This window comes from Streptomyces sp. NPDC045431 (assembly GCF_040646655.1).
In the GTDB taxonomy this organism is placed as follows: domain Bacteria; phylum Actinomycetota; class Actinomycetes; order Streptomycetales; family Streptomycetaceae; genus Streptomyces.
This window is the reverse complement of the sequence record NZ_JBEZAQ010000007.1, coordinates 192,744-210,878: the sequence shown is the minus strand read 5'-3', so window position 1 is coordinate 210,878 and position 18,135 is coordinate 192,744. Positions and strand designations below refer to the sequence as shown.

The following is an 18,135-nucleotide window of genomic DNA, read 5'->3' as shown; positions in this document are numbered from 1 at the left end:
AAACATGCTCCTTGGTGTGCGATGTGCAAAGGGCCAGTCTTACAGACGTCCGCTACGCGACTCCGAGGATGTCCACCGCGAACACCAGCGTCGCCTTGGGCGGGATCGGCCCCTGGCCCTGGTCGCCGTACGCCTTGTCCGGCGGTACGACGAGGAGCACGCGGCTGCCGACCTTCTTGCCCGCCAGGCCCTCGGACCAGCCCGGGATCACGTTGGCCAGCGGGAAGGTGACGGGGCCGCCCTTCGAGAAGCTGCTGTCGAACTCCTTGCCGCCGTCCCACAGGACACCCTTGTACTGCACGGCGACCGTGTCGCTCGGCTTCACGGCCGGGCCGGTGCCCTCGATGACGTAGTTCGAGACCAGCTTCTTCGGCGCGGCCTTCTTCGGCACGTCGACCGACGGGGCCTTGCCGTCGGTGTTGGTGCCGACCTTGGGCAGGTCGATGTTGTCCTGCGCGACCTCGGTGCCCTTGGCGGAGGACATGAAGGTCTTGGCCTTCACGATGTCCATGACGAAGACGAGGGTGGCGTTCGGCTTGATGTCTCCCTGGCCCTGCGCGCCGTAACCGAGCTCCGGCGGGATCGACACCTCCAGGCGGCTGCCGACCTTCTGGCCGTCCAGGGCCTTCTGCCAGCCCTCGATGACGCCGCCGCCGCCGATGGACACGGAGAAGGGCTCACCGCGGTCGAAGCTGTTGTCGAAGGGCTTGTCGGAGTCCCAGGTCTGCCCGAGGTAGTGCACCTGGGCCTGGTCGCCCTTCTTGAGCTTCTGGCCCTTGCCCTCGCTGAGGACCTCGACCTTGAGCTCCTTGGGCGGGGCGCCCTCGCCCTTGGCAAGGGTGGGCTTCTCCCCGAACTTCGCTCCCGCGGTGATCGCCGGGAGACCGTTCTTCATCGAGGCGGTAGAGGCGGTGTCGGAGGCGGTGGAGCCCTTGTCGTCGCCGCACGCCGCCGTGGACAGCAGCAGCAGGGGGACGACGAGTAGGCCGGCAAGTCGGCGCACGTGTTCCTCAGATCTCAGACGGCACAGTGGTCGTCCGCCACTCTAGGGTGCGAAACGGCCCCGCACGAGAAACGTGCGGGGCCCTTTCACCTCCCAGGAGATCCGGATCACATTCCGGCGGTCACATCCCGGCGATCAGCTTCTCCACCCGGTCGTCGACCGACCGGAAGGGGTCCTTGCACAGCACCGTGCGCTGCGCCTGGTCATTGAGCTTCAGGTGCACCCAGTCGACCGTGAAGTCCCGGCGCTGCTCCTGGGCGCGGCGGATGAAGTCGCCGCGCAGGCGGGCGCGGGTGGTCTGCGGGGGCACGGACTTGCCCTCGAAGATCTTCACGTCGTTGCAGATCCGGGCGGCCTGTCCGTTCTTCTCCAGCAGGTAGTAGAGCCCGCGCCGACGGTGGATGTCGTGGTACGCGAGGTCTATCTGGGCGACCCGCGGGTGCGACATGGTCATGTTGTGCTTGGCCCGGTAGCGCTCGAGCAGCTTGTACTTCATGACCCAGTCGATCTCGGTGTCGATCCGGTCCAGGTCCTCCTGCTCGATGGCGTCGAGCGTGCGGCCCCACAGCTCCAGGACCTGGGCGACCGTACCGGTGCGGATGCCGCGCCGGTCGACGAAGTCGACGGCCTTGTCGTAGTACTCGCGCTGGACCTCCAGGGCGGAGGCCTCCCGCCCGCTGGCGAGGCGCACCTTGCGCTGTCCGGTGATGTCGTGGCTGACCTCGCGGATGGCCCGGATCGGGTTCTCCAGGGTGAGGTCGCGCATGACCGTGCCCGCCTCGATCATGCGCAGGACGAGGTCGGTGGCGCCGACCTTGAGCAGCATGGTCGTCTCGGACATGTTCGAGTCGCCGACGATGACGTGGAGGCGGCGGTAGCGCTCGGCGTCCGCGTGCGGTTCGTCGCGGGTGTTGATGATGGGCCGGGAGCGGGTCGTGGCGGAGCTGACGCCCTCCCAGATGTGCTCGGCCCGCTGGCTGACGCAGTACACGGCGCCGCGCGGGGTCTGCAGCACCTTGCCGGCGCCGCAGAGCAGCTGCCTGGTCACCAGGAACGGAATGAGGATGTCCGCGAGCCGGGAGAACTCTCCGTGACGGGCGACGAGATAGTTCTCGTGGCAGCCGTAGGAGTTTCCCGCCGAGTCGGTGTTGTTCTTGAAGAGATAGACGTCGCCCGCGATTCCCTCCTCGTGCAGACGGCGTTCTGCGTCGACGAGCAGGCCTTCCAGAATGCGCTCGCCGGCCTTGTCGTGCGTGACCAGTTCGGTCACGTTGTCGCATTCGGGCGTTGCGTATTCCGGATGCGATCCCACGTCGAGGTAGAGGCGGGCGCCGTTCCGCAGGAAGACGTTGCTGCTGCGGCCCCATGACACGACACGGCGGAAGAGGTAGCGCGCCACTTCGTCAGGAGACAGTCGGCGCTGTCCCCTGAACGTGCACGTGACGCCGTACTCGTTCTCCAGCCCGAAAATGCGGCGGTCCATGAGGGAACATTACGCCTGATGGCCCGTGCTGAAACCGGGTTCGACTGCACCGTTTCGATCATTTTCCGATGTCGCCACGACATCGTCGTCGGGTTGAGCCGTACGCAGCGGAACTGCCAGCGCCCGCCGGGTGGCCAGCAGGACCAGCAGGGCGGCGAATCCGGCGGCGCCCGCGACGGCGAAACTCGCGGCGGTACCGGCCAGCTCTACTGCCGGACCGGCCACGGCCGTTCCCGCCGCGGCGCCCACGCCGAAGGTGGTGACCAGCCAGGAGAACGCCTCGGTGACCGTGCCGCGCGGCGCGTGCCGGTCGACGACGATGAAGGCGCAGGCGATGGCGGGCGCCAGGAAGACACCGGAGACGGCCGCCAGGGCCGTCATGGGGACGACCCCGGGGGTGAGCACCAGCGGCAGATAGCCGAGGGCCAGCAGGGCGACGAGCACGCGCAGCCGCCGCTCGGGGGCGCCGGCCCACTGGCGGGCACCGTACAGGCCGCCGCCGATGAGAGCGCCGAGCCCGAGCGCGGCCATCAGCCAGCCGTACACGGACTCGCTGCCGTGGTCCTCGGCGTACGCGTACGCCGCGACCGTGATGGAGCCGAGGGCGAGGCCGACGAAGAAGAAGGAGCCGAGCAGGGCGAGCAGCCCGGGCGAGCGCAGGGCGCCCAGCCAGTGCGCGTCGCGGGGCGCGGAGCGCCAGGTGCGCGACGGCTCGGAGACGACGACGGAGAGGGCGCCGAGGACGCCGAGCGCGTTGATGACCAGCAGCGCGGCGGACGGCGACCAGACCGCGACGAGCAGCGTGACCAGCAACGGGCCGACGGTGAACATGACTTCCTGGGCGACCGCGTCCATGGCGTACGCCCGGTGGACCCGGTCCTCGCGGCCCAGCACGCTCGGCCACAGGGCGCGCAGGCCGCCTTCCAGCGGCGGGGTGAACAGCCCGGCGACGGCGACGGCCGCGTACGTCAGCGGCAGCGGCTCCGTTCCGGTGAGGACGAGCAGCGCCATGCCGAGCGCGGAGACGACGGCGGCGGGCAGCTGCACGCGGGGCTGGCCGTACAGGTCGACGGCGCGGCCGAGGACGGGCTGGCCGATGGCGTTGGCGAGGCCGTACACGCCGGCGAGGGCGCCGGCCAGGCTGTAGCTGCCGCCCTCGGCCCGGGTGAAGACCATGATCGCGATGGGTCCGGTGCCGTTGGGCAGCCGCCCGACGAGGGTGCCGACGAGCAGCCGGAGGGCGTGGGGTGCCCGGAGTATGTCGGCGTATCCGCCGGCCGTGGCTGCCATGTACTGCCCCTCTCCCCCGGCGATCATGCCGAGGTTTTACGTATAACGTCCTGCGTCATACGTACCATGACGGCATTCCGCGGGTCCACCCCCGCGGCCACTGATCGTCGAGACGTGGAGGCGCGCGTGCACCACCCGGACCCGGACCCGGCACCCAGGGCCGCAGCCCCGCCCACCAGCCGGGACGTGGCCCGCGCGGCCGGGGTGTCGCAGGCCACCGTGTCCCTGGTACTCGGCGACAAGTGGCGCGGGCGGGTCTCGGAGCGGACCGCCGCCGTGGTGCGGGACGCGGCGGACGAGCTGGGCTACCGGCCCAACCTCGCGGCGCGCAGCCTGCGCCTCGGCCGTACGCGCACGGCGCTGCTGGTGGTCCCGGCGCTCACGAACGAGTTCTTCGCCCGCGTCTACACGGGCGCGGCCACGGTCGCCGCCGCACACGACTTCGGCGTGGTCCTGTACCCCTCGCCCGAGGGCGTCGGCCCGGCACGGGACCCGTTCGCCTCGGCGCGCGCCGCGCTGGACGGGGTCATCGCCTCGTCGATGGCCGCCGACGCGCTGCGGGCGATCCGGGGCACGGACCTGCCGCTGGTGATGCTCGACAGCGACCCGGCCGATCCGGGCGCGGCCGCCCATGTGAACCTCGACGTCGCCGACGGCATGCGGCAGGTGCTGGCCCACCTTCTGGGCCTGGGCCACCGCCGCTTCCTGCACCTGTCGTCGGCGGTGCCGTCCTGGACCTTCGACGTACGCGCCCGGGCCCTGGACGCCTACCTGCGCGAGGTGCCCGGCGTCGAGGTCCGTACCGTCGCGGCGCCGCTGAGCGTGGCGGGCGGCCGGGAGGCGGCCGAGCGTGCGCTGGGCGGGCCCGGCCCGCGTCCGACGGCCGTCGTGTGCGACGACGACATCCTGGCGGCGGGCGCCTGCAAGGCGGTACGGCGCCTGGGGCTGCGGGTGCCCGAGGACGTGTCGGTCACCGGCTTCGACGACCTGGCGCTGGCGACCGCGGTGGAGCCCGAGCTCACGACGGTGCGGCTGCCGGCCGAGCGCATCGGCGAGCGCGGCATGGCGGCACTGCTGGCCGTGCTGACGGGCCGGCCCCCGGAGCACGGCGACCTCCCGGTGGCCCTGGTCCCCCGCGGCTCCTCGGGCCCGGCACCGGCGTAGCCCGCGGCCGGCGTGCCCACACCGGCATAACCCGCGCCCGCCGTGCCGGGCCCCGGCACGGCGATGCCCCGTCCCGCCTGGCGGCGGACCGGGGCATCAGCAGCGGATGGAGTCCCTGAACCCGGGGCTACTCCTCCTCCGCCTCGTCCGAGGGGGCGTCCGTCGGGGTCGAGGCCGCGCCGTCCGCCTCCAGCAGGCGGACCAGCTGGCGGCCGACGATCCGCTTGAACTTGCGCTGCTGCGGGCGCGTGCGGTCCAGGACCGCCACCTCCAGCCGCTCCGCGGGGATCTCCCGCTCGCTGCCGTTGGTGTCCCGGGACAGCGCCTGCACCGCGAGCTTCAGCGCCTCGGCGAGCGACATCCCGTCGCGGTGCCGCTGGTCGAGGAAGCTGCTGATCTGCTCGGCGTTGCCGCCGACCGCGACCGAGCCGTGCTCGTCGACGATCGACCCGTCGTGCGGCAGCCGGTAGATCTGGTCACCCTCGGGCGACGTGCCCACCTCGGCGACGACCAGCTCCACCTCGTACGGCTTCTCGCCGGCACTGGAGAAGATCGTGCCGAGCGTCTGGGCGTAGACGTTGGCGAGCCCACGGGCCGTCACGTCGTCCCGGTCGTAGGTGTAGCCGCGCAGGTCGGCGTAGCGCACACCGCCGATCCGCAGGTTCTCGTACTCGTTGTACTTGCCGGCGGCGGCGAAGGCGATCCTGTCGTAGATCTCGCTGAACTTGTGCAGGGCACGGGACGGGTTCTCACCGACGAAGACGATGCCGTCGGCGTACTGCAGCACAACCAGGCTGCGGCCGCGGGCGATGCCCTTCCGGGCGTACTCCGCCCGGTCGGCCATGGCCTGCTGGGGTGAGACATAGAACGGCGTCGACACCGGCTATCCGTCCCTTTCTGTCAGTGGCGGGTTCATCAGAGCAGCGCGGCGCGCGGTCCGTCGGGCTGTTCGAGGCGGCGCTCCAGCACGGCGCGGGAGATCTCGGAGGCCTCGGCCTCGGTGAGCCGCCGGAAGCCCTCGTCCGTGATGACGGTGAGGACCGGGAAGATCCGGCGCGCCACGTCGGGACCGCCGGTCGCCGAGTCGTCGTCCGCCGCGTCGTACAGCGCCTGCACGACGAGGGTGACCGCCTGCTGCTCGGTGAGGTCCTCGCGGTAGAGCTTCTTCATGGAGCCCCGCGCGAAGATCGAGCCGGAGCCGGTGGCCGCGAAGCCGTGCTCCTCGGAGCGGCCGCCCGTCACGTCGTACGAGAAGATCCGGCCCTTCTCGCGCTCGACGTCCCAGCCGGCGAAGAGCGGGACGACGGCCAGGCCCTGCATGGCCATGCCCAGATTGCTGCGGATCATCGTCGAGAGGCGGTTGGCCTTGCCCTCCAGGGACAGCTGGGTGCCCTCCACCTTCTCGAAGTGCTCCAGCTCCAGCTGGAAGAGTTTGACCATCTCCACGGCGAGACCCGCGGTGCCGGCGATGCCCACGGCCGAGTACTCGTCGGCCGGGAAGACCTTCTCGATGTCGCGCTGGGCGATCATGTTGCCCATGGTGGCCCGCCGGTCACCGGCGAGGACGACGCCGCCGGGGAACGTGGCGGCGACGATGGTGGTCCCGTGCGGGGCCTCGATGGCGCCCTGCAGGGGCGGCAGCGTCCGGTTGCCCGGGAGCAGCTCCGGCGAGTGGTCGGCCAGGAAGTCCATGAAGGACGAGGAGCCAGGCGTCAGGAAGGCAGCTGGTAGACGCCCGGTGCTACGAGTGTTGGCTTCCACGAAGTCCCCTCCAGGTAGGCGGCAGCCCGACGAACGGTGTCGGGATCATCTCCCAACTTGCCGATGGCCGAATTGCAGTTGAAGCACAGTACGCCACGGACCTTACCCGTCTCGTGACAGTGATCCACATGGACGGCCGGACGCCTTAGACAGATGGAGCAGATACCCATCTGCGAGGACACCATCTCCTCGCGCTCGGCGCCGGTGATGCCGTACTGGCGCTTCAGGTGCCCTTGTCGGCCTTGGATGGCTTTGCACGCCTTGCATCGCATGGCCAGGCCGTCCGAAGCCGACGCGTTGCGATGCCATTCGCTGTGCGGCTTGATCTCGCCGCAGGTTCGGCAGAGCTTGCGCCCGGGCGAGACGTCCACCTTTTCACGCACCGGTTTTCCGATCGCCTCGCGGCGGCGCCGGTAGTGCGCGGCGCCGTACTCCGCCACGCACTCCCGGCAACGCACCTGGAGGCCGTCACGCCGATTCCTGTCCGCCGCGAAAGCAGCGGCGGGCAGCGTACGCCTGCAGCCGGTGCACTGCTTACCGCTCGCAGAGGCAGAACTCTCGCTCACTGCCCGCCTTTTTGAACAAAGCTTCGAACGAAGTCCTCTGCGTTCTCCTCGAGCACGTCGTCGATCTCGTCCAGCACGGAGTCGACGTCGTCCGACAGCTTCTCCTGGCGCTCCTTGAGGTCCTCGGAAGCCTGCGCCTCCGGGGCCTGCTCCTCGACCTCCTCCGTGGAGCGCGTCGCCTTCTGCTGCCCGCCGCCGGTGTCCTTGGTCGCCATATCCCTCACCCCGCTCGGTTTGCCCGCTTGGTTCGGTCTCTCAAGATCAGACCCTACAAGGACGGTCTGACATCGGCCCTGCACTTTCCTCAACGTCCGGGGCCCATCACCATGATTCCCGGAAGATCGCCGGCCGAAGCTCTTTTCGAACGACTGGTCCCGTGGTCTCAGCCGCCGGACAGGACGCGGACCAGCTCCTCGGCCGTGCGGCAGCGGTCCAGCAGCGCCTTCACGTGGTTGCGTGTACCGCGCAACGGCTCCAGGGTGGGCACCCGCTGCAGGGAGTCGCGGCCGGGCAGGTCGAAGATGACCGAGTCCCACGAGGCCGCCGCGACGTCGTCCGCGTACTGCTCCAGGCACCGGCCGCGGAAGTAGGCCCTGGTGTCCTCCGGCGGCTTGCTCTGGGCCCGCTGGACCGCTTCCTCGCCCAGGAGGCGCTTCATCTTCCCGCGGGCCACCAGACGGTTGTACAGACCCTTGTCGGGCCGTACGTCGGCGTACTGGAGGTCCACCAGGTGGAGCCGGGCGGCGTCCCAGTCGAGGTCGTCCCGGCGCCGGTAGCCCTCCATGAGCTCGCGCTTCGCGATCCAGTCGAGCTCACCGGAGAGGCTCATCGGGTCGTTCTCGAGCCGGTTGAGGGTGTCCTCCCACCGGGACAGGACGTCCTTGGTCTGCTCGTCGGCGTCGGCCCCGAACCGTTCCTCCACGTACTTGCGGGCCAGCTCGAAGTACTCCATCTGCAGCTGCACGGCGGTCAGCGTCCGTCCGTTACGGAGCGTGATCAGGCGCTTCAGGGAGGGGTCGTGCGAGACCTGGTGGAGGGTGCGCACCGGCTGGTCGACGGCGAGGTCGACCGTGATGAAGCCCTCCTCGATCATGGACAGGACCAGGGAGGTCGTGCCCAGCTTGAGGTACGTCGAGATCTCCGACAGGTTCGCGTCACCGATGATCACATGGAGCCGGCGGTACTTCTCGGCGTCGGCGTGCGGCTCGTCGCGGGTGTTGATGATGGGCCGCTTGAGCGTGGTCTCCAGGCCGACCTCGACCTCGAAGTAGTCCGCGCGCTGGCTGATCTGGAAGCCGTGCTCGTGGCCGTCCTGGCCGATGCCGACCCGGCCGGCGCCGGTGACGACCTGCCGGGAGACGAAGAACGGCGTCAGGTGGCGCACGATGTCCGAGAAGGGGGTCTCCCGCTTCATCAGGTAGTTCTCGTGCGTGCCGTAGGACGCGCCCTTGTTGTCGGTGTTGTTCTTGTAGAGGTGGATCGGCTGGGCGCCGGGCAGCTGGGCCGCCCGCTCGGCGGCCTCGGCCATGATCCGCTCGCCCGCCTTGTCCCACAGGACGGCGTCGCGCGGATTGGTGACCTCCGGGGCGCTGTACTCCGGGTGGGCGTGGTCCACGTAGAGCCGGGCGCCGTTGGTGAGGATCACGTTGGCCAGGCCGATGTCCTCGTCGGTGAGCTGGCTGGAGTCGGCGGCCTCGCGGGCGAGGTCGAAGCCGCGGGCGTCCCGCAGCGGGTTCTCCTCCTCGAAGTCCCAGCGGGCGCGGCGCGCCCGGTGCATCGCCGCCGCGTAGGCGTTGACGATCTGGGACGAGGTGAGCATGGCATTGGCGTTCGGGTGCCCAGGGACGGAGATCCCGTACTCCGTCTCGATGCCCATTACTCGCCGTACAGTCATGCGGCCCTCCTTGCCCGGCGGCGTCCCCGTTCGGAAACGGCGCTCAAGTACCGCTGGTACCCCGATGCGTATGCGGTGCCCGTCCCCGCACTGCGCGACCCGGCGGTATGGAAGAGCCTAGAACGCCTCCGCGCTGGTGGGGAGATCCATTGCGTCATTGCTGCGGTGTGGTCGGAATGATGCCCACGTGGCCGTTCATTCGTTCATTTGTTCATCACGGAAAGCAACCGGCTGCGGATGCCCGGTACGGACACCCGCAGCCGGTTTGCGATTACAGGTACTGGCCGGTATTCGCCACCGTGTCGATGGAGCGACCGGTGTCCGCGCCCTGCTTTCCGGTGACGAGGGTGCGGATGAAGACGATCCGCTCGCCCTTCTTTCCGGAAATACGAGCCCAGTCGTCCGGGTTCGTGGTGTTCGGCAGGTCCTCGTTCTCCTTGAACTCGTCCACGCACGCCTGGAGGAGGTGGGAGACCCGCAAACCCTTCTGGTTGTGGTCGAGGAATGCCTTGATGGCCATCTTCTTCGCCCGGTCGACGATGTTCTGGATCATCGCTCCGGAGTTGAAGTCCTTGAAGTACAGGACTTCCTTGTCGCCGTTCGCGTACGTGACCTCGAGGAACCGGTTCTCCTCGGACTCCGCGTACATCTGCTCCACGACCGACTGGATCATGGCGTCGACGGCGGCTTCCTTGTTGCCGTTGTGCTCGGCCAGGTCGTCGGCGTGCAGCGGCAGCGAAGGTGTCAGGTACTTGGCGAAGATGTCCTTGGCCGCCTCCGCGTCCGGGCGCTCGATCTTGATCTTCACATCGAGCCGGCCGGGCCGCAGGATGGCGGGGTCGATCATGTCCTCGCGGTTGGAGGCGCCGATGACGATGACGTTCTCCAGGCCCTCCACACCGTCGATCTCGGCGAGCAGCTGGGGGACGATGGTGTTCTCCACGTCCGAGCTGACACCGGATCCGCGGGTGCGGAAGAGGGACTCCATCTCGTCGAAGAAGACGATGACGGGGGTGCCCTCGCTCGCCTTCTCACGGGCACGCTGGAAGACGAGGCGGATGTGCCGCTCGGTCTCGCCGACGTACTTGTTGAGGAGCTCGGGGCCCTTGATGTTGAGGAAGTAGCTCTTCCCCGCGGGCTGGCCGGTCACCTCGGCGACCTTCTTGGCAAGGGAGTTGGCGACGGCCTTCGCGATCAGCGTCTTGCCGCAGCCGGGCGGGCCGTAGAGCAGGATGCCCTTCGGTGGCCGCAGTTCGTGCTCCTGGAAGAGGTCGGGGTAGAGGTACGGGAGCTCGACCGCGTCGCGGATCAGCTCGATCTGGTTGCCCAGACCGCCGATCTTCGTGTAGTCGACGTCCGGAACCTCTTCGAGGACGAGCTCCTCGACCTCGCTCTTCGGGATGACCTCGTACACATAGCCGGACCTGGGTTCCAGCAGCAGGGCGTCGCCGGGGCGGATGGTGGTGTCCAGCAGCGGCTCGGCGAGCCTCACCACCCGCTCCTCGTCGGTGTGCCCGAGCACCAGGGCCCGCTCGCCGTCCTCCAGGATCTCCTTGAGGGTGACGATGTCCCCGGCGCGCTCGAACTCCATGGCCTCGACCACGTTGAGCGCTTCGTTGAGCATTACTTCCTGGCCGCGCCGGAGCTCCTCGAGCTCGACGCTGGGGCTGACGTTCACCCGGAGCTTGCGGCCCCCGGTGAAGATGTCGCAGGTGCCGTCCTCGTTCGCTTGCAGGAAGACACCGAAGCCCGCCGGCGGCTGCGCGAGCCGGTCGACCTCCTCCTTGAGGGCCACGATCTGATCGCGGGCCTCACGGAGCGTGTTGGCGAGCCGCTCGTTCTGAGCGGACACGCCGGCCAGATTGGTCTGCAGCTCGACGATCCGCTCTTCGAGAATCCTCGTGTGACGCGGAGAGTCGGCGAGCTTACGTCGCAGGACGGCGATTTCCTGCTCGAGATAGGCGACCTGGCCGGCTGGGTCCTCAGACCCCCGCCCCGGCCGGATGCCGCGGTTGATGTCGTCGTCGTGGGCTGCCACGGTCCTCACCTCCTCCAAGGGGAGCTGGACGCTTCCTGACCCTACCTGGGTGGGTGGTGATTGAAACCCCTAGATCACAAAGACTCTCGAGGTGTGTCCGATCTTCACCCTTGCGCTCTCCCTCACTGCCAGGGGGATACCCACCCATCAACATCTGAAAGCGGGCGGTTGTATGGTCGGAGGGGCCAACACCCGTCGGGGGTGGCCGGACTTAGACGAACGAAGCTAGGGGAATTGCGTGCAGCACGAGGCTCCGACCACGGGCGCCGACGAGGCCCTTGAGGTCTGGATCGACCAGGACCTCTGCACCGGCGACGGGATCTGCGCGCAGTACGCCCCCGAGGTCTTTGAACTGGACATCGACGGCCTGGCGTACGTCAAGAGCGCTGACGACGAGCTGTTGCAGGACAAGGGCGCCACGACGCCCGTACCGCTGCCGCTCCTGCGGGACGTGGTGGACTCCGCCAAGGAATGTCCGGGCGACTGCATCCATGTCCGACGCGTTTCGGACAAGGTGGAGGTCTACGGTCCCGACGCTGAGTGACAGCGTCGACACGGACATACCCCTACATATCGCTCGGTTCGGCGGGTTCGGAGCGGACGAACTTTCCACCCGCCCACCGCCACTTGACCGTCTCCACCTGGTCCGGGCAGCAGCGCGGCACGTCCGCCGACGAGTACCCCATGAGCGTCGCGGTGACGGCACCGTCACGGACGGCGAGCTCGCTCGCCGAGAGCCGCTCGGCGGGCTCCACCAGGGTGGCCACCACGCGCGCACCGGTGCCGTCGCGCCCCGCCGTGAGGACGTAGAGGCCGCTCGGCGGCGTACCGGAACCGGCGTCGCAGCGGACGGCCGCGACCGTCTCGGGACGTCCGTCCCCGTCGAGGTCCCCCGATGCGCTCTTCGCCACCGCGGTGGGCGCTCCGCCGCACTCCAGCGGGTACGTCGCCGCCCTCGCGTCCGGGGCGGTGACCGGCGCCGGGGCGGCCGGGGCCGCGGCGGTGGTGACGGCGCCGCCGGTCTGCGAGGCGGTGGCGGCGCCGGGTTGCAGCAGTCCGGCGGCCGCGACCACCGCGGCCATCGCCGCGGCGGTGGCGAGCCAGTGCACCGGGCGGGCGTGGGTGTGCGCGAGGTCCAGGGCGGCGGAGGGCTGCACGCGGAGTGCCTCCTGTGGGCTGTGCGGTGGGGGTGGCCTGCATCGTGCCATATGTCACAGGGAGGCGGAACAGGGGGGGTCAAGCCCGGGTGAACGTGAAGGCGCCGCCCTCCAGTTCCCGCGCCGGTGGCGGGAACTGGAGGGCGGCGCCCGTGCGTTGTCGAGGCGTCAACCTCAGGGCGTCAGCCCTTGTTGGGGCCTTCGTAGTCGTCGCCGTACGCGCCCTTGGCGGGGCGGCGGCGGCGCATCGGCGGCTCGACGCCGTCCGCGAGGCGGCGGGCGGTGACCAGGAAGCCGGTGTGGCCGATCATCCGGTGGTCGGGGCGGACGGCCAGGCCCTCGACGTGCCAGTTGCGGATCATCGACTCCCAGGGCTGCGGCTCGGCGTAGCAGCCGATCTCGCGGATGGACTCGACGGTCCGCGCGAGCTGGGTCGTGGTCGCCACGTAGCAGCAGAGGATGCCACCGGGGACGAGCGCCTTGGAGACGGCCTCCAGGCACTCCCAGGGGGCGAGCATGTCCAGGATGACGCGGTCGACGTCGGAGTCCGACAGGTTGTCCTGGAGGTCGCCGACGGTGAGCTGCCAGGCGGGGTGCGGGCCACCGAAGTAGCGCTCCACGTTGGCCTTCGCGATCTCGGCGAAGTCCTCGCGGCGCTCGTAGGAGTGCAGCATGCCGCTGTCCCCGATCGCGCGCAGCAGGAAGCTGCTGAGCGAGCCGGAACCCACCCCCGCCTCGACGACGCGCGCGCCGGGGAAGATGTCGGCGAAGGCCAGGATCTGCCCCGCGTCCTTGGGGTAGACCACGGCGGCGCCGCGGGGCATGGACAGGACGTAGTCGGGGAGCAGGGGGCGCAGCGCGAGGTAGGCGACGTTTCCCGTGGTTCGGACAACACTGCCCTCGGGAGCACCGATCAGCTCGTCGTGCGGGAAGGAACCCTTGTGGGTGTGGAAGTTCTTCCCGGCCTCGAGCGTGAACGTGTAGTGGCGTCCCTTGGGGTCGGTGAGCTGGACCTGGTCCCCGACCTTGAAGGGCCCGCGACGGCGGGCGGCACCGGTCGGTTCGGACATGTGACCAGTGTATGGGGTTTACGAACCCGGCCGTGCCATGGCCTGGACGAAGGCCCGCTCGACGTCGGCCGTGGACAGGACGCCGTAGATCTCCCCGGTCTCCTCGACGACGAGGTACTCGCTGGCGGGGGTGGCCCGCAGCCGGTCCAGGAGGGCCTCTCCGGCGAGCTCGGCGGGGACGCGCATGCCGTCGGTGAGCTCCTGGGCGAGGCCGCTGACCGCGACCCAGGGGCGGCGGTGCTGGGGGACGCCGACGATGGCCGTCTCGCGGACGAGGGCGGTCGGCTCGCCGTGGCCGTCGACGACGACCAGGGCGCGGGCGCCTGCTTCGTTGGCGCGGCGCAGGGCCTCGGAGAGGGGGGTGTCGGACTCGACGGGAACGGCACGCCGGGTGAGGGCGCGGGCGCGCAGGTCGGGCAGGTGCTCGCGCAGGCGGGCCATGCGCAGGCTGTTGCCGGCGCCGGTCCAGATGATCGCGGCCAGGATGGCGGCCAGCAGGGCGTCGGTGACGGTCTCCATGCCGCCGATCTCGCCGCCCGCGGCGCCGAGTGCGCCGGTGTGGGTGAGCAGCGGCAGGCCGATGAGGACGGCGACGGCGAGGGCGCGGCCCACCCAGGCGGCGGCGACGGTGCCGGCCATGGGCCTGCCGGTGATCTTCCAGACGACGGCGCGGAGCATGCGGCCGCCGTCCAGCGGCAGGCCGGGCAGCAGGTTGAACGCGGCGACGAGCAGGTTGGAGATCATCAGTCCGGCGAGCAGGACGCCGGGTACGGTGCCGGGTTCGACGGCGTACAGCGCGGCGTAGAAGGCTCCGGCGAGGACCAGGGAGAGCAGCGGGCCGACGAAGGCGAGGACGAACTCGCGGCCGGGGGTCTCGGACTCCTTCTCGATCTCGGAGACGCCGCCGAAGAACTGGAGCTGGATGCGGCGCACCGGCAGTTTGAAGCGGAGCGCGGCGAGGGTGTGGGCCAGTTCGTGGACGAGTACGGAGGCGTAGAACGCGACCGCGAAGAAGAGGGAGACCAGGTAGCGCATGTTGCCGAGTTCGGGCAGGACGCGGTCGAGCTGGCCGCCGAAGACCCAGGTGATGAGGGCTGCCACCAGGAACCAGCTCGGGGCCACGTACACGGGCACGCCGAAGAGGCGGCCCATGAGGATGCCACCGCCGGGTTCGCGCGGTGTGCCGGTGTCGGGGCCGGCTGCGGCCGTGTCGGACCTCGGGCGGGGGGTCTCGCCGCTCTCGTCGTCCTTTTTCACGGGTTCCCTTCGGTGCGTAGCGTGATGAGCTACTCACGATCATGCAATGGCGGGGGGTCTGGCGTCGATGGTATGCCGCTCGCTGTCAGTGGCGGGCCGTAGGGTTCTGAACCATGACCACGAGCTCTTCCGGCTCGCCGGGCCCGGACGGCCCCGCGAGTCCCCGGCCGCCCGCGTCGCTGTCGCCGTCGCGGGCGAGCGACTTCATGCAGTGCCCGCTGCTGTACCGGTTCCGGGTGATCGACAAGCTGCCCGAGAAGCCGAGCGAGGCGGCGACCCGCGGCACGCTGGTGCACGCGGTGCTGGAGCGGCTCTTCGACGCCCCGGCGGCGGAGCGTACGGCTCCGCGGGCGAGGTCGCTGGTGCCCGGGCAGTGGGAGCGGCTGCTTGAGGCGCGGCCGGAGCTCGGGGAGCTGTTCGAGGGGGACGCCGAGGGCGAGCGGCTGACGCGGTGGCTGGCCGAGGCGGAGCAGCTGGTCGAGCGGTGGTTCACGCTGGAGGACCCGACGCGGCTGGAGCCTGCGGAGCGGGAGCTGTTCGTGGAGACGGAGCTGGAGTCGGGGCTCCGGCTGCGGGGGGTGATCGACCGGGTCGACGTGGCTCCTTCGGGTGAGGTGCGGATCGTCGACTACAAGACGGGCAAGGCGCCGCGGCCGGAGTACAGCGAGGGGGCGCTGTTCCAGATGACGTTCTACGCCCTGGTGGTGTGGCGGCTGAAGGGCGTGGTGCCGCGCCGGCTCCAGTTGGTGTACCTGGGCAGCGGCGATGTGATGACGTACGACCCGGTGGAGGCGGACCTGCTGCGGGTCGAGCGCAAGCTGCTGGCGCTGTGGGACGCGATCCGCCGGGCGACCGAGACGGGTGACTGGCGGCCGCGGCCGACGAAGCTGTGCGGCTGGTGCGACCACCGGTCGTTCTGCCCGGAGTTCGGGGGTACGCCTCCGGTGTACCCGCTGCCGGTGATCCCGGCGCAGCGGGCGGACGCTCCGGAGGCGGCAGGGCAGAATGGGCCTGGTCAGCCGAGCCTTGACGGCCTTTAAGGAGTACTCGTGGCCATCCGCGTCCTACTGGTCGACGACCAGCCGCTGTTGCGCACCGGTTTCCGGATGATTCTGGAGGCGGAGCAGGACATCGCGGTCGTCGGGGAGGCCGGGGACGGCCTCCAGGCCCTCGACCAGGTGCGGGCGCTGCAGCCCGATGTGGTGCTGATGGACATCCGGATGCCCCGGATGGACGGGGTGGAGGCGACCCGGCAGATCACCGGGCCGGAGCGGGACGGGCCGGCGAAGGTGCTGGTCCTGACCACCTTCGACCTGGACGAGTACGTGGTGGAGGCGCTGCGCGCGGGGGCGAGCGGCTTCCTGCTGAAGGACGCGCCCGCCCATGAGCTGGTGCAGGCGATCCGGGTGGTCGCGGCGGGCGAGGCGATGCTGGCGCCGAGCATCACGCGCCGGCTGCTGGACAAGTACGCGAGCCATCTGCCCTCGGGCGAGGAGCCGGTGCCCGACGCGCTGAACACGCTGACCGACCGTGAGGTCGAGGTGCTGAAGCTGGTGGCGCGGGGGCTGTCGAACGCGGAGATCGCCGCGGATCTGTTCGTCAGCGAGACGACGGTCAAGACGCACGTGGGCCATGTGCTGACGAAGCTGGGCCTGCGCGACCGGGTGCAGGCGGCGGTGTACGCGTACGAGAGCGGCCTGGTGCGCCCCGGCGCGCAGCAGTAGCCCGGCCCGGCGAGCAGCCCGGCCCCGTAAGTGGTCCGGCCCGGCCTGTCGGTACGACGACGGGGCGGGGTGCCCGGCGTCCGCCGGAGGCACCCCGCCCCGTATCCGGCCATCGGGCCGGTCAGGCCTTCTTGATCTCCCAGAAGCGGAAGACGGTCGACGCGTCCAGCGTCCACTCCAGGCCCGTGATGCCGTCGCGGGCGACGGCGTACTGCTTGCCCTGCCACAGCGGGAGGATCGGCAGCTCCTCGGCGACGAGGTCCTGGAGCTTGCCGTAGTCCTCCTCGGTGGCCGTGCGGTCGGCGGCGGCCGCGGTCTTCGGGATGATCGTCCCGGTGATCCGCTTGTTCTCGTAGTTGTTCTCGAGGACGTTGCCCTCGCCGAAGAACGGCGAGGTGAAGTTGTCCGGGTCCGGGTAGTCGGGGACCCAGCCCTTGACGTACACGCCGTACTTGCCGGCCTTGATGTCCTTCTCGTACTGGGCGTACTCGACGGACTTCACGGTGACGTCGAACAGGCCACTGGCGTTGAGCTGCTTGGCGATCGCCTTCAACTCCTCGTCCGTGGACGGGCCGTAACGGCTGGGCGTGGACCAGAGGGTGAGCTGGACCTTGCCGTCGACGCCGGCGGAGCGCAGGGCCTGCTTGGCCTTCTCGGGCTGGGGCCGGTCGCCGTAGGTGTCGAAGAAGGCGGTGTTGTGGCCGGTGATGCCGGCCGGGACGATCGAGTAGAGGGAGGTGGCGGTGGCCCGGTGGACGTCCTCCACCAGGGCGTCGCGGTCGACGAGGTACGCGATGGCCTTGCGGACGCCGAGCTTGCCGACGACCGGGTCCTTCACGTTGAAGACGAGGTGCTTGACCTCGGCGCTGGTGCCCTCGATGACCTCGATCTTGGAGTCGGCCGTCGCCGACTCCTTCAGCTCGGCGATGTCGGCGGCGGCGAGGCCGCGGTAGGCGACGTCGATGTCGCCCTTCTTCAGGGCGTCGGCGAGGGACTTGCGGTCGCCGTTGTAGAACTTCAGCGTGACGCCGCCGTTCTTCACCTTGGCCGTGCCCTGGTACTCGTGGTTGACCGAGAAGACCGCCTTGCCGTCGGAGTACGACTCCAGCTTGTACGGGCCGGAGCCGACCGCCTTGCCGTCGGTGCGCAGGCTGTCGGCGGCGTACTCGCGGTGGTCCACGATGGAGCCCGCACCCGAGGCGATCTTGCTGGGGAAGGTGGCGTCCGGGACCTTCAGCTTGAAGACGACGTTCTGCTCGTCGGGCGTATCGATGGACTGGATCGAGGTCAGCAGCGGCGCCGGGCCGGCCGGGTCGTTGATCTTCAGCGCCCGCTCGAAGGAGAACTTGACGTCCTCGGAGGTCAGCGGGTTGCCGTTGCTGAACTTCAGGTCGTCGCGGAGCGTGCAGCGGTAGACCGTGCTGTTGCCCTGGTCGAAGCCGCACTTCTCGGCCGCTTCCGGCTGTGGCGTGGAACCGCCCTTGGGGAAGCTCAGCAGGGACTGGAAGACGTTGTTGAACAGCAGCCAGGAGCCGGGGTCGTAACCGGCGGCGGGGTCGGTCGACAGGACGTCGTCGGACATGCCGACGAGCACCGTGACGCCGCTCTCACCCGCGTCGCCCTTCTCCGAACCGCAACCGCTCAGCATGGCGGCCGCCAGCACTGCCGAGAGGGGGGCGGTCAGCCACTTGTTGTGCACCTTCACAGGAACCTTGCCTCTGGATCTTG

The 18,135-nt window shown here is 69.8% G+C and carries 17 protein-coding genes; 4 read left to right on the top strand and 13 right to left on the bottom strand.

Annotation, left to right across the window (positions count from 1 at the left end; genetic code table 11):
* Positions 1–52 precede the first annotated feature (52 nt).
* The 3 genes from AB0A69_RS18040 to AB0A69_RS18030 form a co-directional block, all read right to left on the bottom strand.
* The gene (locus AB0A69_RS18040; RefSeq protein ID WP_361422193.1) at positions 53–1,003 is read right to left on the bottom strand and encodes an FKBP-type peptidyl-prolyl cis-trans isomerase; all 951 of its coding nucleotides are present in this window, start codon (positions 1,001–1,003) and stop codon (positions 53–55) included.
* A gap of 121 nt (positions 1,004–1,124) precedes the next feature.
* Positions 1,125–2,486, bottom strand: coding sequence for a Pup--protein ligase (gene pafA / locus AB0A69_RS18035; RefSeq protein WP_355362339.1), 1,362 nt, complete (start codon positions 2,484–2,486; stop codon positions 1,125–1,127).
* 9 nt (positions 2,487–2,495) lie between these two features.
* On the bottom strand, positions 2,496–3,776 hold the full coding sequence (locus AB0A69_RS18030) for an MFS transporter (RefSeq protein WP_361422190.1): 1,281 nt from the start codon (positions 3,774–3,776) through the stop codon (positions 2,496–2,498).
* A gap of 114 nt (positions 3,777–3,890) precedes the next feature.
* Between AB0A69_RS18030 and AB0A69_RS18025 the strand changes: the two genes are divergently transcribed.
* A complete protein-coding gene (locus tag AB0A69_RS18025; protein ID WP_361422187.1) occupies positions 3,891–4,940 on the top strand; it encodes a LacI family DNA-binding transcriptional regulator in 1,050 nt (349 codons plus the stop codon).
* Positions 4,941–5,067: 127 nt separating this feature from the next.
* On the opposite strand, the gene prcA is transcribed toward AB0A69_RS18025, so the two are convergent.
* From prcA to arc, 6 genes are all read right to left on the bottom strand, one after another.
* A complete protein-coding gene (prcA, locus tag AB0A69_RS18020; RefSeq protein ID WP_361422184.1) occupies positions 5,068–5,820 on the bottom strand; it encodes a proteasome subunit alpha in 753 nt (250 codons plus the stop codon).
* Between the two features lie 35 nt (positions 5,821–5,855).
* Positions 5,856–6,701 (bottom strand): proteasome subunit beta, encoded by an 846-nt coding sequence (gene prcB, locus AB0A69_RS18015; protein WP_361422181.1) that lies wholly within the window; start codon positions 6,699–6,701, stop codon positions 5,856–5,858.
* Complete coding sequence (locus tag AB0A69_RS18010; RefSeq protein WP_361422178.1) at positions 6,653–7,267, bottom strand: endonuclease VII domain-containing protein; 615 nt, start codon at positions 7,265–7,267, stop codon at positions 6,653–6,655. The genes prcB and AB0A69_RS18010 overlap by 49 nt, the downstream gene beginning before the upstream one ends.
* Positions 7,264–7,482, bottom strand: a complete 219-nt coding sequence (locus tag AB0A69_RS18005; protein WP_062646942.1) for a ubiquitin-like protein Pup — start codon at positions 7,480–7,482, stop codon at positions 7,264–7,266. The genes AB0A69_RS18010 and AB0A69_RS18005 overlap by 4 nt, the downstream gene beginning before the upstream one ends.
* Positions 7,483–7,649: 167 nt before the next feature.
* Complete coding sequence (gene dop, locus AB0A69_RS18000; RefSeq protein WP_361422175.1) at positions 7,650–9,161, bottom strand: depupylase/deamidase Dop; 1,512 nt, start codon at positions 9,159–9,161, stop codon at positions 7,650–7,652.
* Between the two features lie 271 nt (positions 9,162–9,432).
* Positions 9,433–11,199, bottom strand: coding sequence for a proteasome ATPase (arc, locus tag AB0A69_RS17995; RefSeq protein ID WP_361422172.1), 1,767 nt, complete (start codon positions 11,197–11,199; stop codon positions 9,433–9,435).
* A gap of 238 nt (positions 11,200–11,437) precedes the next feature.
* On the opposite strand from arc, the gene AB0A69_RS17990 reads away from it, so the two are divergent.
* Positions 11,438–11,743, top strand: a complete 306-nt coding sequence (locus AB0A69_RS17990; protein WP_361422170.1) for a ferredoxin — start codon at positions 11,438–11,440, stop codon at positions 11,741–11,743.
* A gap of 22 nt (positions 11,744–11,765) precedes the next feature.
* Here the strand turns inward: AB0A69_RS17990 and AB0A69_RS17985 are convergent, their stop codons facing one another.
* From AB0A69_RS17985 to AB0A69_RS17975, 3 genes are all read right to left on the bottom strand, one after another.
* Positions 11,766–12,356 (bottom strand): hypothetical protein, encoded by a 591-nt coding sequence (locus AB0A69_RS17985; protein WP_361422167.1) that lies wholly within the window; start codon positions 12,354–12,356, stop codon positions 11,766–11,768.
* 182 nt (positions 12,357–12,538) lie between these two features.
* Entirely contained in the window at positions 12,539–13,426 is an 888-nt protein-coding gene (locus AB0A69_RS17980; protein WP_361422164.1) for a tRNA (adenine-N1)-methyltransferase, read from the bottom strand.
* A gap of 18 nt (positions 13,427–13,444) precedes the next feature.
* The gene (locus tag AB0A69_RS17975; RefSeq protein WP_361422161.1) at positions 13,445–14,683 is read right to left on the bottom strand and encodes a site-2 protease family protein; all 1,239 of its coding nucleotides are present in this window, start codon (positions 14,681–14,683) and stop codon (positions 13,445–13,447) included.
* 113 nt (positions 14,684–14,796) lie between these two features.
* On the opposite strand from AB0A69_RS17975, the gene AB0A69_RS17970 reads away from it, so the two are divergent.
* Positions 14,797–15,723, top strand: coding sequence for a RecB family exonuclease (locus tag AB0A69_RS17970; RefSeq protein WP_361422158.1), 927 nt, complete (start codon positions 14,797–14,799; stop codon positions 15,721–15,723).
* A gap of 9 nt (positions 15,724–15,732) precedes the next feature.
* Positions 15,733–16,407, top strand: coding sequence for a response regulator transcription factor (locus tag AB0A69_RS17965; RefSeq protein ID WP_361422155.1), 675 nt, complete (start codon positions 15,733–15,735; stop codon positions 16,405–16,407).
* A 121-nt stretch (positions 16,408–16,528) separates the two neighbouring features.
* On the opposite strand, the gene AB0A69_RS17960 is transcribed toward AB0A69_RS17965, so the two are convergent.
* Positions 16,529–18,112, bottom strand: a complete 1,584-nt coding sequence (locus AB0A69_RS17960; RefSeq protein ID WP_361422152.1) for an ABC transporter substrate-binding protein — start codon at positions 18,110–18,112, stop codon at positions 16,529–16,531.
* Positions 18,113–18,135 lie beyond the last annotated feature (23 nt).